Genomic DNA, 14,315 nt, shown 5'->3' with positions numbered 1-14,315 from the left:
TAAAATCAAGTAACAGCAAATTGCTTTGCCAGAAAACGGGAAAGTGGAAAAAGTAATAACACCAGTAAACCGTACACCCAATGAGCAAAACCAGCCGCCAGAGTAGCATCCAAAATTATTAAGGATAATACCCCCGCTTTTACCGCCAACCGAATCTCTTTGGGTTGTAGAGTGTTAAGCGCTTTTAACAAAGGAGGAAAAATCAAGTAAGCGAAAAGTAAACCAAAAGGTAAGGCCGTTATAATGGAAAAGTGCGGTAAGAAAGTTAAAGCAACAATACTTACAAATACTAAAAGGTACAAGGCAACGGCAAACCGTAAAATTGGTCGGCTGCCCCCGTGCACTTCGCCCCGACTAATAACGGTAATGTTGGCAATGTACACAATCGGAATAAGGGCTAGAAACCAATAATGCTCCAGGCTGGCAGGTATGGCGCTCATTCCTAAAAGTAAGTTGCCGCCCCGGCACGCTCCCATGTTAATTGGACCAATAAATCCCTGGTGTTTGCCCCAAGCATCGTATAATAAGGCAAGTCCGGCTATTACCGCCGCAATAACACCACTTATTTGTGATACCTTAAAAGCTGCCAGAATACCACCTAAAAGCAGTAAAGCTCCTAAAATAGTAGCGCTAGTTTTCGTAGCTGCCCCGCTGGGAATAGGACGTTCCGGGCGTTCTATCTTATCTAAATCGGCATCTAAAACATCGTTAAAAACTACTCCACCACCGTACAAACCAATGGTTGCCGCAATTAGCCAGCCTAAATCTACTGCCAGCGGGTGCTCCAGGTACCCGTAGGCAGTAGCAGAGGCTCTCTGAATTTGTTGTACGGCACCGGCCGCCGCAAAGCCCAGTAGGATATCGGCAATGGCCGTAATAATGTTAGCCGGCCGCATGAGTACCAAGTGGGCGAAGAATTTATTCATGAAGTAATTTTAAAACAAAATTAGCGGATAATATTGCTGGATTCCGGGGCATCGATGCGAGGGGTTTGGCCGCCGCGTAAAATAGAACTACCCGAAAATTTCTGGCTTTGGTCGATGGGTTGCGCCTCGAGCCAGTCGCTTTCCTGCATTTGTCCGCTTTGGCCGAAAGCTGCTAGCGCGTTACTATAACTTACCAAACGAACATGCTCTTCCGGCACCCCGCGTTCCAGCATTAAAGCCACCGTTTTTGGCACCGCCAGCGGATCGCTGATGCCCCAGTCGGCCGCCGAATTAATCATGATTCTTTCCGGGCCGTATTGTTTCACAATTTCTACCATGCGCTCGTTGCCCATTTTGGTGTGCGGATAAATGGTAAACGCGGCCCAAAATCCTCGATCCAGCACGTCTTTTACGGTTTCTTCGTTGTTATGATCTACGATTACCATGCCCGGATCTAATCCGTGTTCGAGCGCTACTTCCATGCTGCGTAAAGTACCTTTCTTCTTGTCGCGGTGAGGTGTATGGATTTGCACGGGCAGGTTTACTTCTTTGGCAATTTCGAGTTGTAGGCGGTAATATTTATCTTCGGCAGCTGTCTGGTCATCGTAACCAATTTCGCCTACGCCCACTACACCTTCTTTGCATACATACAAAGGCAGCAACTCCATTACCTGCTCGGCTAATGCTTCGTTATTGGCTTCTTTGGAATTTAAACCAATGGTGCAATAATGTTTAATCCCAAACTGGCTCGACCGGAAACGCTCAAAACCAATTAAGTGGCTGTAATAATCTTTAAAGGTTCCCGCTTCGGTGCGCGGCTGCCCCATCCAGAAAGCAGGTTCTATAAGTGCCACAATACCTGCCCGGCGCATTGCTTCATAATCATCGGTAGTCCGCGAGGTCATGTGCACGTGCGGGTCTATCAGCATAAAAGAGTTCGAAGTATCCATGATAATTAATTAGGAATTTAAATTTTATATTACGTATCAGGAAAATTTAAAAACAGTATACCTGAATTTAAAATTATACGGTTTGCGCAGCTACATCTTCGCCAATAGTATCCCAGGTTAGCTCGCCGTTTTCAATTTTAGCTTTTAAATCGGGCACGGTGTCGAGCATGGTTTTAGCTTCCGGATAATTACTTTCGGCGCAGACCAGCGCGGCCGCTTGTTGTTCCAGTTCGTTAGGTTGCGTAAATAATTTTTGAATATCCGGCCAAATAGTTTCGTCTACGAATGGCCCCACGTTGCGCCATACTTCCGGGCTAAGCGTTCGACCCGCCGCCCAGCGTTCGTGGGCAAAATCCGAAAGGGTTTGCGCTAGCTTTTTATTACGACGGTTTTCTAAACCATAAATGCGGTACAAAGGCCGGCTGGTGAAAATAGATTTTAATACTAATTGGTTCCAGGCTTCTTCGGGCAGGTAATCATGCGGGTACGGATTCTGCAGAGCTACTGCTTCAAAAACTAAAGTCATATTGGTCCGAACACCTTCGGCCATTCGAGGAATGTGTTTTTCCGGGTATGGTAAAACAGGCAGGGCAGCATATAAAGCCACCAGTTCGTTCACGTCGGCGGTAGCAAACAATTTATCCAGAATTTTTATATATTCTTCCGGTGATTGATGCGGCAACGAAAGTGCTAATGAAGTACGGGCAGCCTGGTCGGCGGTCCAACCTTGTGGATTGAAACCCGTGCGTAAAGCATTGGCAGCAGCAGTATCGGCCTCGGTAATTTCAATTTTTCTTTTTCCAATAAAACGGGGCGCCATACTAAAAGCCTGAAAAAATTTGCTCTCGGTTTGCGCTTCGGCTAATTGTTTTTCGAGCCAGGTTATTCCTTGGGGCGTAGTGGCGCGGGTAAGAAGTTCCGTTAAAAAGTTTTTTACAGATTCTTGGTCAGCAATTGGCATAGCAGAAAAGAACAGTTTTAAGTGAAAGCAGCTTTTCAATGGTAAAAGCATACGCATTTTATGAACCAAAAGGTACTGCTTAATTACTTTAGCACTTCAAATGTAATAATATTTACTTCGGAACGATAAAATATTAGATTTCTTTTATATTAGAAATAATTTTTATCATTGAACAGCTTTTTATAAAATAAGCCTCTAAATTTTTAATTTTTCATCAAACAGAAGCAGTTTGTTTTTCTGTTTTCACTATCATCAACATCATGCCCAGATAAAACAAAAGCACTTACCACAGAAGGTAAGTGCTGAAAAGATCTACCTCTGGATGCGGTTTCCCTAACCAGGTAGTAAAATGCCGAGAAAATTATTTAATAGGCGAGTAATCGGTAGGTTTCATGTAAACCGATTCAACTTTAGTAGTTAAAGATCCGCCCCCTTTTACTTCGGAGGCTGCTTTTACCTTTACCCATTCTGGATCTAACCGAAAGGCGTCGAATGAGGCTAAGCCAGCCTCTTTGCTTTTATGCGCTAAGATATAAACCAAAGTGTTATCGGCTCCTGGCTGGCCCGCTACCGGATGAAAGTAAACAATGTTTTCCATACCGTATTTGCTAAATAATCCCATGGTGTGATCCCGGAAACGGGCATCCAGGTTTACTAAGTTATTGGGAGTAGTAGTATACGTGCGTAACTCGAAAGTACGCTCTGGCGTAGCTTTTTTCAACGTAATGGCTGGTGAGTAATCGGTAGTTTCCATAAATAATTGGTCTACTTTGGCTACCAGTTTGCCGTTTTCTTCGGATTTGGAGGCTACCTCTTTCCATTCTGGGTCCGAGCCGAAAGCTTGCCAGGAAGCATCCCGCGCTTCGCGGTTAGGGTAAGCCAAAATATAAATAAGTTTATTGTCCGGGTTTTCCAGCGGTAGCCAATAGCCAATATTGGTCATGCCGTGTTTTTCAAAAATCCGGGTAGTATTGGTCCGGAAACGATTTTCCAGGTCGGCTAATTTACCCGGGTGGGCATAATAAACCCGCATTTCAAAAATTCGGGTATCCTTGGAGGCCGGGGCAGCGGAGGCAGCTGTAGCATTGGCAGTAGATGTTTGAGCGCCCGTACCAGATTTACAAGCTGAAAGAAATATGCTGAATGAAATTGCTAAAAGCAGAAAGTAATGCAGTTTACGCATGAGTTTTTAATTAAAGTAGCTGTTTATAGATGTATAGAATAGAAAATTTTAAAAATAGGTGATATTATCATCAACAATAAGTTAGCCTTTCATTCTATCCGTCTTACTAACCATCCAGATTTATTTTTTCCTTATCTGATAGGAGTAAAGCAAATAATTAAAGAAAGGTGAGGATTAAAAAGTAGCCAAGCGGTACAAGTATAGCAATTATTCCGTTAGGAAACTTAAGCGCGGAGCTGCTTTTTATACTGATTTTTTACAGTTTTCTAAGCGCAGGCAACATAAAAGGATTTTGTAATAAGGCAAGTTCAGGCCAATAACCAGTAAGCCAGACCGGCGGCAGTGAACTGCATGGTTAAATTATCGAGCCCATGATTACTGATTGCTTCTACTCCAGCTCCGCCTAAACCGCATATTGCGGCTGTTTTTATGCATTCTGCCGAAGGATAGCCGGCCATGTAGAACCCAAAGTAAGCCACCAGGGTGCTTACAATGGCAACTGCCGCTGAACCTTCTAAACTGCGTGTAGCTTTTACACCCAGCAACGAAGGAACTTGGTACCGGTGTTTACCCCACCGTGAACCTACCGGTTCGCCTACGGCATCGCCCCAACCCCCCACCAAATAACCGATATAAGCAAATTTCATAAAAAAGATATTAGATAAAACTCCCCCTAAAGCAGTAGTAAACAAAGGAATCAAAATAAACAAAGACCGGTACGGGCGATCCGATTCGCGGGCCATTACCTCGTAAAACGGATAGTTATCTCCTTTTAAAATCGCAAACAGTACGAATAAACCTACAATGCTGCCAAACAAGACTACAGCAGGTAGGCCGTATTTTAATTGAAAAATACTGGCGGTAGAAAAAATCAGGAAGTGAAAAATTTTGCGGGTGTAGGCGGTACGTACCTGGTGTTGCTTCTTTAGGTAAGAAACCAATAATGTCACTACTAAAACGTAACCTAAAATAAACGGCCCTAGTTGCCTAATTAGCTCCGGGGTAGGAATTGCACGGTTGATAAAGTTTTGCAGCATAGTAAAAGGGGCTACTTAGGGTACGTATCTGCCAGGTACTGGTTTTTTAGGTCTAAATTGTAAGAGATGATTAATCTTAGCTGGAAATATTCAAGCCGCATCAACACCAATGCATGGAGTCTTTTCAAGCCTCCATGCATTGGTGTTGATGCGGCTTGATAAGTCGCTGTTTGCCTCGTAGCCGGCAGGACTCGTTTGGCTTCTTCGCGCGGTGTATCCCTCCTTTCCTCCTACGTCGGAATGCCTCGTGCCTTGGCACCGGAAGTCTACAAGACGCTCACAAGCCAAACGGGTGAAGTTTATCCTTAGCTCTGCATTTGCCAAATAAAAATAAAAGTATTAGAATCTGTAAATACGTCTCCTTATTTCCATTAAGTTGAGGGGCTTATGGCGGAAGCAGTGACAAGATAAGAATAATCAAAATGCGGAGGAACTTCAGTTGTCATGCTTATTCAACAGTGCTCGCGCTGTCCATTGATTCTAGAACGATACAAAAGTCTAAAGTAAAAAGCCTCTGTACGAATTGAACAGAGGCTTTTATTAAGATAATATTTAAGAGTCTTATGTCTAATATCCAGTGCCTAGTGTCTAATATAATATCTATACAGAAAACGAGGCCAAGTTTACGAATTGCTGTACCCGTTCTTGCACTTCGGTTTCGGTTAAACCAATAATACGTTCCGGACCAAACTTCTCCACGCAGAACGAAGCCAAAGCCGAACCATGAATAACGGCTCGCTTCATGTTTTCGAACGAATAATTATCTGTTTTCGCCAGGTAACCAATAAAACCGCCGGCAAAAGTATCGCCGGCGCCCGTTGGGTCGAATACATCTTCGAGCGGCAATGCCGGCGCGAAAAACATTTGGTCCTGGTGAAATAATAAAGCTCCGTGTTCGCCTTTTTTAATAATCAAGTATTTTGGGCCCATCGCCATAATTTTCTTGGCTGCTTTTCTTAACGAATAATCACCGGATAACTGGCGGGCTTCTTCGTCGTTAATGCTTAGCACATCTACTAAGGCAATGGTTTGCATTAAATCGTCCAAAGCAATGTTCATCCAGAAATTCATGGTATCCATTACAATCAGTTTCGGACGGTTACGCAACCGCTCAATAACTTGGCGTTGTACCTGCGGGGCCAGATTGCCCAGCATTAAATAAGAGCAATTTTGGTAACTTTCAGGAACAATCGGGTCGAAATCGCCGAGTACGTTTAGCTCGGTAACCAATGTTTCGCGGCTGTTCATGTCGTTGAAGTAGCGGCCTTTCCAGAAGAACGATTTTTCGTTTTCTTTTATCTGCAAGCCTTCGGTATTAATGCCATGCTCCTCGAACATAGCAATATCCGATTTTAAAAAATCGCCCCCTACTACCGACACCAGGTTTATTGGTTTCACGTAGTTAGAAGCAGCCAGGGCAATAAACGTTCCGGCTCCACCCAATATTTTATCCGTTTTTCCAAACGGAGTTTCCAGCGCATCAAAAGCTACCGAACCTACAACAAGTAAACTCATCTAGTTAAATTAGAAATTTTAGATAAGCCGAAAGCATGAATATTTTCCACCATTCGACTTTTTAAGTGCGGCAAATATAAGCGTTTGCTTTTTGAAATAAGGAAAAGGTAAAACAAAAAAGCCCCTGCTTTCGCAGAGGCCTTTTGGGGTGGGAGACGGGGCTCGAACCCGCGACCCCCAGAATCACAATCTGGTGCTCTAACCGACTGAGCTACAACCACCGTTTTATATTGGTTTGCAAATGTAAGGCAGTTTCCTTAATTATTCAACGTTTCAGAAAAATTTTTCTTCATAATTTCCCGGTCGAACAATAAGCGCTCACCGAATTTGGTCTCATTAAACTGCCCGTTGGCGTAAGCTAAATGTCCCGAAACAAAGCTACGCGTAATAACCGACCTAAAAGTTTTTCCTTCGAACGGCGACCATTGGCACTTGTAAAAGATATTCTCTTTACTTACCGTATGCGTTTGGTTTAAATCTACCAACACTAAATCAGCAAAATAACCTTCCCGGATATAGCCGCGGTGCCGCACCTGAAAACAAATGGCCGGGGCGTGGCACATTTTTTCTACAATACGTTCTAAACTTATTTTACCTTCGTGGTAAAACTCCAGCATAGTAGGTAAGGAATGTTGCACCAGAGGCACACCCGAAGGCGATTTTTTATAAATATTTTGCTTCTCGTCCCAGGTATGCGGCGCGTGGTCGGTGGCAATAATATCTAAACGGTTATCTAATAAACCTTGGAATAAGGCTTGCTTGTGGCGGGCTTCTTTTACGGCCGGGTTGCATTTAATCTGCGTACCCAAAGTCTCGTAATCGGCTTTATCAAAGTATAAATGATGTACGCACACTTCAGCGGTTATTTTTTTTTCGGCTAAAGGAACATGGTTCTGAAATAAAGCCAGTTCTTCTTCGGTGGAGATATGCAAAATATGCAGCCGGGTACCGTACTTCTTAGCTAGTTTGGTAGCCAAATACGAAGATTTAAAACAAGCGGCCTCGTTCCTGATTTCCGGGTGGCAACTTATTGGAATAGCATCGCCGTATTTTTCTTCGTACAAAGTCATATTATCCCGGATGGTTTGCTCATCTTCGCAGTGTACGGCAATTAACAACTGCGCCTTCTCAAAAATTTGCTCCAAAGTACTCGTATCATCCACCAGCATGTTACCCGTAGAAGAGCCCATGAATATTTTAATGCCACAAACCGTATTGGGGTTGGTAAGTAGTACTTCGGCCAGGTTATCGTTGGTGGCGCCCATGAAAAATGAATAATTGGCCAATGATTTCTCAGCAGCTAAAGCATACTTTTCTTCGAGTAATTCCTGGGTAATGGTGTTGGGTACCGTATTGGGCATTTCCATGAAAGACGTAACCCCACCAGCTACGGCTGCCCGCGATTCGGTATAAATATCTCCTTTGTGGGTTAGGCCCGGGTCACGGAAATGCACTTGGTCATCGATTATTCCCGGTAATAGATACTGGCCGGTAGCATCGATAACTTCATCGGCTGGTTCATTTAAACCGGGAGCTATGCGGGCTATTCTACCCTCTTGAATCAATACATCGGCCGAAAAAATCTGACCTTCGTTGACAACCTGGGCATTTTTAATCAGAAAGGTTTTCATGCGGCGAAGTTAGCAATTCAAAAATGGTTTTAGACAGGAAAAAATCCGGAAATTAATTCTGTTTTGCGATTAATCTGAACGGACATTCGTAAGAAGAAAAAATCATTCTACGAGAAAAATTTACCTTTGTGCTAAATATTACTTTGATGGAAGAGAAAGAAGCTGCCCCGATTGTAACCTTCGAGGATTTTAAACTGAACCGCCAATTACTAAATGCGGTAGCCGATGCGGGTTATACCACCCCCACGCCGGTGCAACAGCAAACTATCCCGCTTATCACCGCCGGGCACGATGTAATGGGAATTGCGCAAACCGGGACTGGTAAAACGGCAGCTTACGTACTGCCGCTGCTTATGAAAGTAAAATATGCGCAAGGCACACATCCGCGGGCACTTATACTATCGCCTACCCGCGAACTGGCCATGCAAATTGAAGAAAGTATCCGGCAATTAGCTAAATATACCGATTTGCGGTTTTTAGCCATATACGGCGGCATTGGCCCTAAAACCCAAATGGAACAGATTAAAAAAGGCTTGGATATTTTAGTGGCTACTCCCGGGCGCTTAATGGAAATTTACCTGAAAGGTGATTTAGTTTTAAAAGAATTAAAAACTCTGGTCCTCGACGAAGCCGACAAAATGCTGGACATGGGCTTTATGCCGCAAATCCGGAGTATTTTGGAAGTAATACCGCGCAAACGCCAGAATCTATTGTTCTCGGCAACCATGCACCCGCGCCTTGAAAATTTGACCGCCGAGTTTCTCGAATTTCCGATGAAAGTTGAGGTAACGCCTTCCGCTACGCCCGTAGAAACGGTATCGCAGGTCTTGTACCAGATTCCGAATATGCAGACGAAATTAAATATGCTGCGCTACTTGTTTAAAGACGAAGAAAGTTTTACCCGCGTAATTTTATTTACCCGCAGCAAAACCAACGCCGAACAAGTTGCCGAATTTGTAAACGATAGCGCCCGCGGCACCGTGCGCGTAATTCACGGCAACAAAGGCCAGAATACCCGCATTAACGCCATGGATGCCTTCCGGAGCGGCGAAGTCCGGTTTTTAGTGGCTACTGATGTAGCTTCCCGGGGCATTGATATATCCGGCGTGAGCCACGTGATAAACGTAGACGTGCCTATTATTTACGAAGATTACGTGCATCGTATTGGTCGGACGGGTCGGGCAGAACAGGAAGGTGCTTCCATTACTTTTGCCACCGAAGCCGAAATACACCACATCCGGGAAATTGAAAAAATTATTAATATGTCGATTCCGGAAGCGCCGCTACCGCCCGAAGTAGAAATAGCGAAAACGAAATTTGCGGAAGGTCAGGAGATGGCAAAGGAAATGGACAAGCAAAAACGCCGGGCGGACCCTAACTTTAAAGGAGCTTTTCACGAGAAAAAACAGCACTTGCACGAAGGTGTGATCGACAAACGTACCGGTAAGCCATTCCAGGAGAAAAAACCAACTAAAATCCGCGGTTTTCGCCGGAATAAATCTTAGTGTCCGAATCTTAGATTTGCGCGGATCATTCGGATTCCACGGATTATTATTTGAATGAAGCTTGATAATAGATAAAATTTTCAAAGTATTAGAATCTTAAACTATCGGGCTTATGCTTTATTATTTCAGAATGAAGTAATTCGATTATGAAAATTAATAAATGAGAATACTAAAAAGCTCCCCGCCTCAGATGAGGAGGAACTGGGGGTGGTTTATTTTCAACGAAGGATTTTTTGAAAAATCCTCTCCATTCCGAATTTAATCATCCAGCCAGAGGCCATCTACATAAATAACTGCTAAAACCTTTTACTTTTTTGCCCTATTCCCGTTAATTTTCCCGTTCTCTATTTAAGCAAACCCATTCTTCATGAATATCGGACAAGGCTACCATTTAACCTATTGCACCAACATCCATCCCGGCGAAACCTGGGCCGAAGTTTTCGAAAGTCTGCAAACCTACGTGTTACCCATAAAAGCGCATTTATCACCGGATAAGCCTTTTGGAATAGGTTTGCGCCTTTCGGACCAGGCCAGTAAAGATTTACTCACTCAAAACTACCTGGCTGAGTTTAAAACCTGGCTCCGGCAGAATGGTCTGTATATTTTTACCATGAACGGTTTTCCGTTTGGCGGTTTTCACGGGCAAGTAGTGAAAGATGCAGTTCATCACCCCGACTGGACCACTGTTGCTCGATTTGAATATACGCAACGGCTGAGCCGTATTTTGGCAGAGTTAGTTCCGGAAGGTTTGGATGGTGGTATTTCTACGTCGCCTTTATCTTATAAACCTTGGCTGGGCAATGATCCGGCGCATACCAGGGAAGTTTTCGAGCAAGCCACTATGCACCTGGCCATGCTGGTGGAAAGCCTATATCAACTGAAATTGGAAACTGGCAAAATCATTCATATTGATATAGAGCCAGAGCCGGACGGCTTACTCGAAAACTCCGCTGAATTTTTAAATTATTATAAAAACTGGCTCTTACCGGTAACTACCAATTATTTGGGAATCCAGCTTGGCTTGTCGGCCGACCAAGCCGAACAAATTATTAAAACGCACATTCAGTTATGCTACGATGTGTGCCATTTTGCCTTGGCTTACGAAGAACCGCAAACGGTTTTCCAGAAGTTAGCGGAAGCAGATATTCGGGTAGGTAAAGTTCAGATTAGTGCGGCTATTAAAGTGCAGTTTACTTCTAATAGCGAAGAGCGCGAGGAAATAAAGCAAGCTTTTCAGCCTTTCGTAGAATCTACTTACCTGCACCAGGTGTTGGTTAAAAACGCTGATGGTTCTATTGTGCAGTATCCGGATTTACCGCCCGCACTGGAACATATTCAGGACACCGACGCTACCGAATGGCGCACGCATTTCCACGTACCAATCTTCGTGAACCGGTTTAACCGCTTACAATCAACCCAGGACGAAATAATTAAAACGCTGCAGTTATTACCCGATAACCCGGTTACCAAACACCTGGAAGTAGAAACCTATACCTGGGGAGTCTTACCCCCGGAGTTAAAACAAGAGTTAGGAGCTTCTATTGAGCGCGAACTGGCTTGGGTATTGGCGCAATGGCCCGCAAAAATCTGATTTAATACCGATCCGGGCAATAAACCGTTCAATTCTTATTAATCTGTTTTTTTAACTTAAAAAAAGTATCTAATTACCTGATACTTGCATCTTGCTACTTGATACTACATAGTATGCGCAAAACAATTGTTTTAGATATAGTAGGATTAACTCCTGCCGCTATTGGCAAGAATACTCCTTTTTTAAAAAAATGGTCGGATGATTCCAAATTAGCAACTGTGGGCCATGTATTACCGGCCGTTACTTGTTCGGTGCAATCTACTTATCTTACCGGCAAATGGCCCAGCGAACACGGAATTGTAGCCAATGGCTGGTATTTCCGGGACGTGTGCGAAGTTCGCAATTGGCATCAATCTAATAAACTGGTACAAGCGCCTAAAATCTGGGAAAAAGCCCGCGAACTGGACCCTACGTTTACTTGCGCCAACATTAACTGGTGGTTTGCCATGAACTCTACCGTCGATTATACGGTTACCCCTCGACCGCAGTATTTAGCCGATGGCCGCAAAATGCCGGATTGCTATACGTATCCCATGGACCTCCGCGATAAGCTGACAGAGAAATTAGGCACTTTTCCGCTGTTTGAGTATTGGGGCCCGAGAACTACCATTAACTCCAGTCGTTGGTTGGCAAAAGCAGCCATAGAAACCGATAAATTGTACGACCCTACGCTTACGCTCGTTTATCTTCCTCACCTGGATTATAATTCGCAGCGCTATGGCCCGCAAGATGCCCGGGTTGCTAAGGATTTACAGGAAATAGACCAACTGGCAGGCGAATTAATAACTTATTTTGAAGGCCGGGGAGCGCAGGTAATTGTATTATCGGAATACGGTATTGCGAAGGTAAGTCAACCGGTGCATTTAAACCGGGTATTGCGGCAGCACGGCTATATTTCGATTCGGGAAGAAAGAGGTTTGGAACTTCTGGACCCAGGTACCTGCCAAGCTTTTGCCGTTGCCGACCACCAGGTAGCGCATATCTATGTAAACGATCACTCTAAACTTAATGAAGTCCGGAAATTGATAGAAAGCGTACCAGGCGTGGAAAAAGTACTGGGTCCGGAAGAAAAAGCTGCTTACCACCTTGATCATGACCGGGCGGGTGAATTAGTAGCTATTGCGAATAAAGATTCGTGGTTTACCTATTACTATTGGCTCGACGATGCCAAAGCTCCGGATTTTGCCCGCGTTATTGATATTCACCGCAAGCCCGGTTTTGACCCGGTGGAAATGTTTACCAATCCGGAAATAAAGATGCTGATGCCGAAAGTAGGCTTTAAAGTATTAAAGAAAAAGCTGGGTTTCCGGATGCTCATGGATATTATTCCGCTGGATGCTACGCTGGTGGGTGGCTCGCACGGCCGCCAACCAGCATCACCGGCTGAAGGGCCTTTGTTCATCACGAAAAACAAAAACCTGCTCCCGACCGATTCTATCGAACCCACGGAAGTATTTGATTTAATGCTGGCTCATTTACAGCAGAAGTAGCAGGGTATTTTAATTTGTCCCTGGCCATTTAGGAGGAGTCTATTCAACTATGCGCGAATAAGATTTCTCCTGAATGAAATAAATTAGAATATCTAAAAATGACACCTAAACATAATCGCTTTCTCAACTGCCAAGCGCTATTATACGGTTAGGTATTTTTATTTTGAATTTCCTTTAATTTTCTTTCAATAAAATCCTTATGTCTAAGAGCTTCGACCTTTACTAATTCATCTATCTCTTTATCTGTCAACTGCACTCCATAAGGTTTTTCCAATAATTTAGAATTATCTGGAAGGTGAATTGTATAACCTTCGGTGAAGTTAAATTTTACTTCTATTTGGCTTCGAAAATTATAATTTGTCAGACCTTCGTAATTAATGCTAGTAAAATTATATATCAAGTAAATAAAGCTTAAATTTTCATCAATAAATTGTCTAATCATTTTAGGTGCATCTACGCCTTTCCAAGCTTTTCCAAGTATGTATAATGTAGATTCATTTATCGCATAGAAACTATCAAACCTTTTACAAGAAGAAAGAAACCTTTCCCAAAGCTTAGCAATTGAATTATCGTAAATATCGAGTACCGCTTCTTTAGTTCGTAGCACTTGATTTTCTTTTATAGATGTCTTAAACCTTTGTTCAAGCAAGGCGATTTCTTTATCTAAATCATCCGGTTCTTCAATGCTTTGGCCAGATGCGCCGGCAATCATGAGTTCTAAAGAACGAATTAAATTTTTGGCGATGTAGTCCATAAACGGTTCTATTGATCCGCTATCTGCTAATTGTAGGACAGAAAAGTAGTTTGCTTTATCTTCGGTTTTAATTATAACAGGCGGGTAGCCAAACTGCATTAAGATAAAGTTCATTAGAATCCTGGCCGTTCGACCATTTCCATCATCGAAGGGGTGAATACGGATAAATCTATAATGAAACTCAGCTGCTAAAAGTATGGGATTTACATCGGGAACATCTTTTTTATCCTTATACCAATTAATTAAGTCGTGCATTAAAGCCGGGGTTTCTTCGGGTGAGGCAAACCGGAAAATCTCGCCGGTTTTCGTTAATACATGATTAGGAGTTGTTTTATAACTACCTACGGCTACTCTCTTTTTGGTGGGTTGCCCGTCGGGAGTAATAGCATTTACTTCGTAAGATTCTTTCAAAAGTAGGGCATGCAGTTCCCGAATAAAGTTTTCTGTTAATGGATAATCACCTTGTACAACGTCTATCACCCATTTTAAGGCTTCATCATGACCTTTTATCTCAAAGTGGTCCTTTAAAGGCTTACCTTGCGCCGTAATTCCGAACAGTATAAGCGCTTTCGTTTCACCAAAGGTTAGAGAATTGCCCTCCAAATTGTTTGAGTGATAGTTCCAATCAAGGCGAAACTTCTGCGTAATAATAGCTTCTTGTTCTTTCTCGATTGGTCTAAGTTTATCTAATTGTCCTTTAAGCTGTAACGCCTTCTCAATGTGTTCCATTAATTATTAGCTATTCAATAGTATTTAAATATATCATACTAAC

11 protein-coding genes and 1 tRNA gene are annotated in these 14,315 nt (G+C 43.2%); 3 read left to right on the top strand and 9 right to left on the bottom strand.

What is annotated here, in order from left to right; all coding sequences use genetic code 11:
• Positions 1 to 5: 5 nt before the first annotated feature.
• The 8 genes from eboC to AHMF7605_RS16615 all read right to left on the bottom strand — a co-directional run bounded on the left by eboC (position 6) and on the right by AHMF7605_RS16615 (position 8,203).
• Positions 6 to 926 (bottom strand): UbiA-like protein EboC, encoded by a 921-nt coding sequence (gene eboC / locus AHMF7605_RS16650; RefSeq protein ID WP_106931191.1) that lies wholly within the window; start codon positions 924 to 926, stop codon positions 6 to 8.
• Positions 927 to 946: 20 nt separating this feature from the next.
• Positions 947 to 1,876, bottom strand: a complete 930-nt coding sequence (locus tag AHMF7605_RS16645; protein ID WP_106931190.1) for a TatD family hydrolase — start codon at positions 1,874 to 1,876, stop codon at positions 947 to 949.
• A gap of 73 nt (positions 1,877 to 1,949) precedes the next feature.
• A complete protein-coding gene (locus tag AHMF7605_RS16640) occupies positions 1,950 to 2,837 on the bottom strand; it encodes an EboA domain-containing protein (protein ID WP_146153609.1) in 888 nt (295 codons plus the stop codon).
• Positions 2,838 to 3,198: 361 nt separating this feature from the next.
• Complete coding sequence (locus AHMF7605_RS16635; protein WP_106931188.1) at positions 3,199 to 4,020, bottom strand: NIPSNAP family protein; 822 nt, start codon at positions 4,018 to 4,020, stop codon at positions 3,199 to 3,201.
• 308 nt (positions 4,021 to 4,328) lie between these two features.
• The gene (locus tag AHMF7605_RS16630; protein WP_106931187.1) at positions 4,329 to 5,057 is read right to left on the bottom strand and encodes a diacylglycerol/polyprenol kinase family protein; all 729 of its coding nucleotides are present in this window, start codon (positions 5,055 to 5,057) and stop codon (positions 4,329 to 4,331) included.
• Between the two features lie 600 nt (positions 5,058 to 5,657).
• The gene (locus AHMF7605_RS16625) at positions 5,658 to 6,572 is read right to left on the bottom strand and encodes a PfkB family carbohydrate kinase (protein ID WP_106931186.1); all 915 of its coding nucleotides are present in this window, start codon (positions 6,570 to 6,572) and stop codon (positions 5,658 to 5,660) included.
• 144 nt (positions 6,573 to 6,716) lie between these two features.
• Positions 6,717 to 6,793: transfer RNA gene (locus tag AHMF7605_RS16620), tRNA-His, on the bottom strand.
• Between the two features lie 36 nt (positions 6,794 to 6,829).
• Positions 6,830 to 8,203, bottom strand: coding sequence for a dihydroorotase (locus AHMF7605_RS16615; RefSeq protein ID WP_106931185.1), 1,374 nt, complete (start codon positions 8,201 to 8,203; stop codon positions 6,830 to 6,832).
• Positions 8,204 to 8,349: 146 nt separating this feature from the next.
• Between AHMF7605_RS16615 and AHMF7605_RS16610 the strand changes: the two genes are divergently transcribed.
• The 3 genes from AHMF7605_RS16610 (at position 8,350) to AHMF7605_RS16600 (ending at position 12,789) form a co-directional block, all read left to right on the top strand.
• Positions 8,350 to 9,708 carry a DEAD/DEAH box helicase gene (locus tag AHMF7605_RS16610; RefSeq protein WP_106931184.1) on the top strand — a complete coding sequence of 453 codons (1,359 nt, stop codon included), beginning with the start codon at positions 8,350 to 8,352 and terminating at the stop codon, positions 9,706 to 9,708.
• Between the two features lie 367 nt (positions 9,709 to 10,075).
• Complete coding sequence (gene eboE, locus AHMF7605_RS16605; RefSeq protein WP_106931183.1) at positions 10,076 to 11,299, top strand: metabolite traffic protein EboE; 1,224 nt, start codon at positions 10,076 to 10,078, stop codon at positions 11,297 to 11,299.
• 113 nt (positions 11,300 to 11,412) lie between these two features.
• Positions 11,413 to 12,789 (top strand): alkaline phosphatase family protein, encoded by a 1,377-nt coding sequence (locus tag AHMF7605_RS16600; protein ID WP_106931182.1) that lies wholly within the window; start codon positions 11,413 to 11,415, stop codon positions 12,787 to 12,789.
• A 148-nt stretch (positions 12,790 to 12,937) separates the two neighbouring features.
• Here the strand turns inward: AHMF7605_RS16600 and AHMF7605_RS16595 are convergent, their stop codons facing one another.
• On the bottom strand, positions 12,938 to 14,272 hold the full coding sequence (locus AHMF7605_RS16595; RefSeq protein ID WP_106931181.1) for a Fic family protein: 1,335 nt from the start codon (positions 14,270 to 14,272) through the stop codon (positions 12,938 to 12,940).
• Positions 14,273 to 14,315 lie beyond the last annotated feature (43 nt).

The organism is Adhaeribacter arboris (assembly GCF_003023845.1).
GTDB lineage: Bacteria > Bacteroidota > Bacteroidia > Cytophagales > Hymenobacteraceae > Adhaeribacter > Adhaeribacter arboris.
Note: the sequence above shows the minus strand (reverse complement) of the source record. Positions and strands in the feature narration are given on the sequence as shown.

Bases quoted from the DNA above. Each gene is read 5' to 3' on its own strand.
- AHMF7605_RS16635 (WP_106931188.1), bottom strand. From the start codon at position 4,020: ATGCGTAAACTGCATTACTTTCTGCTTTTAGCAATTTCATTCAGCATA.
- AHMF7605_RS16595 (WP_106931181.1), bottom strand. From the start codon at position 14,272: ATGGAACACATTGAGAAGGCGTTACAGCTTAAAGGACAATTAGATAAA.
- eboC (WP_106931191.1), bottom strand. From the start codon at position 926: ATGAATAAATTCTTCGCCCACTTGGTACTCATGCGGCCGGCTAACATT.
- AHMF7605_RS16610 (WP_106931184.1), top strand. From the start codon at position 8,350: ATGGAAGAGAAAGAAGCTGCCCCGATTGTAACCTTCGAGGATTTTAAA.
- AHMF7605_RS16615 (WP_106931185.1), bottom strand. From the start codon at position 8,203: ATGAAAACCTTTCTGATTAAAAATGCCCAGGTTGTCAACGAAGGTCAG.
- AHMF7605_RS16630 (WP_106931187.1), bottom strand. From the start codon at position 5,057: ATGCTGCAAAACTTTATCAACCGTGCAATTCCTACCCCGGAGCTAATT.
- AHMF7605_RS16645 (WP_106931190.1), bottom strand. From the start codon at position 1,876: ATGGATACTTCGAACTCTTTTATGCTGATAGACCCGCACGTGCACATG.
- AHMF7605_RS16600 (WP_106931182.1), top strand. From the start codon at position 11,413: ATGCGCAAAACAATTGTTTTAGATATAGTAGGATTAACTCCTGCCGCT.
- AHMF7605_RS16625 (WP_106931186.1), bottom strand. From the start codon at position 6,572: ATGAGTTTACTTGTTGTAGGTTCGGTAGCTTTTGATGCGCTGGAAACT.
- eboE (WP_106931183.1), top strand. From the start codon at position 10,076: ATGAATATCGGACAAGGCTACCATTTAACCTATTGCACCAACATCCAT.
- AHMF7605_RS16640 (WP_146153609.1), bottom strand. From the start codon at position 2,837: ATGCCAATTGCTGACCAAGAATCTGTAAAAAACTTTTTAACGGAACTT.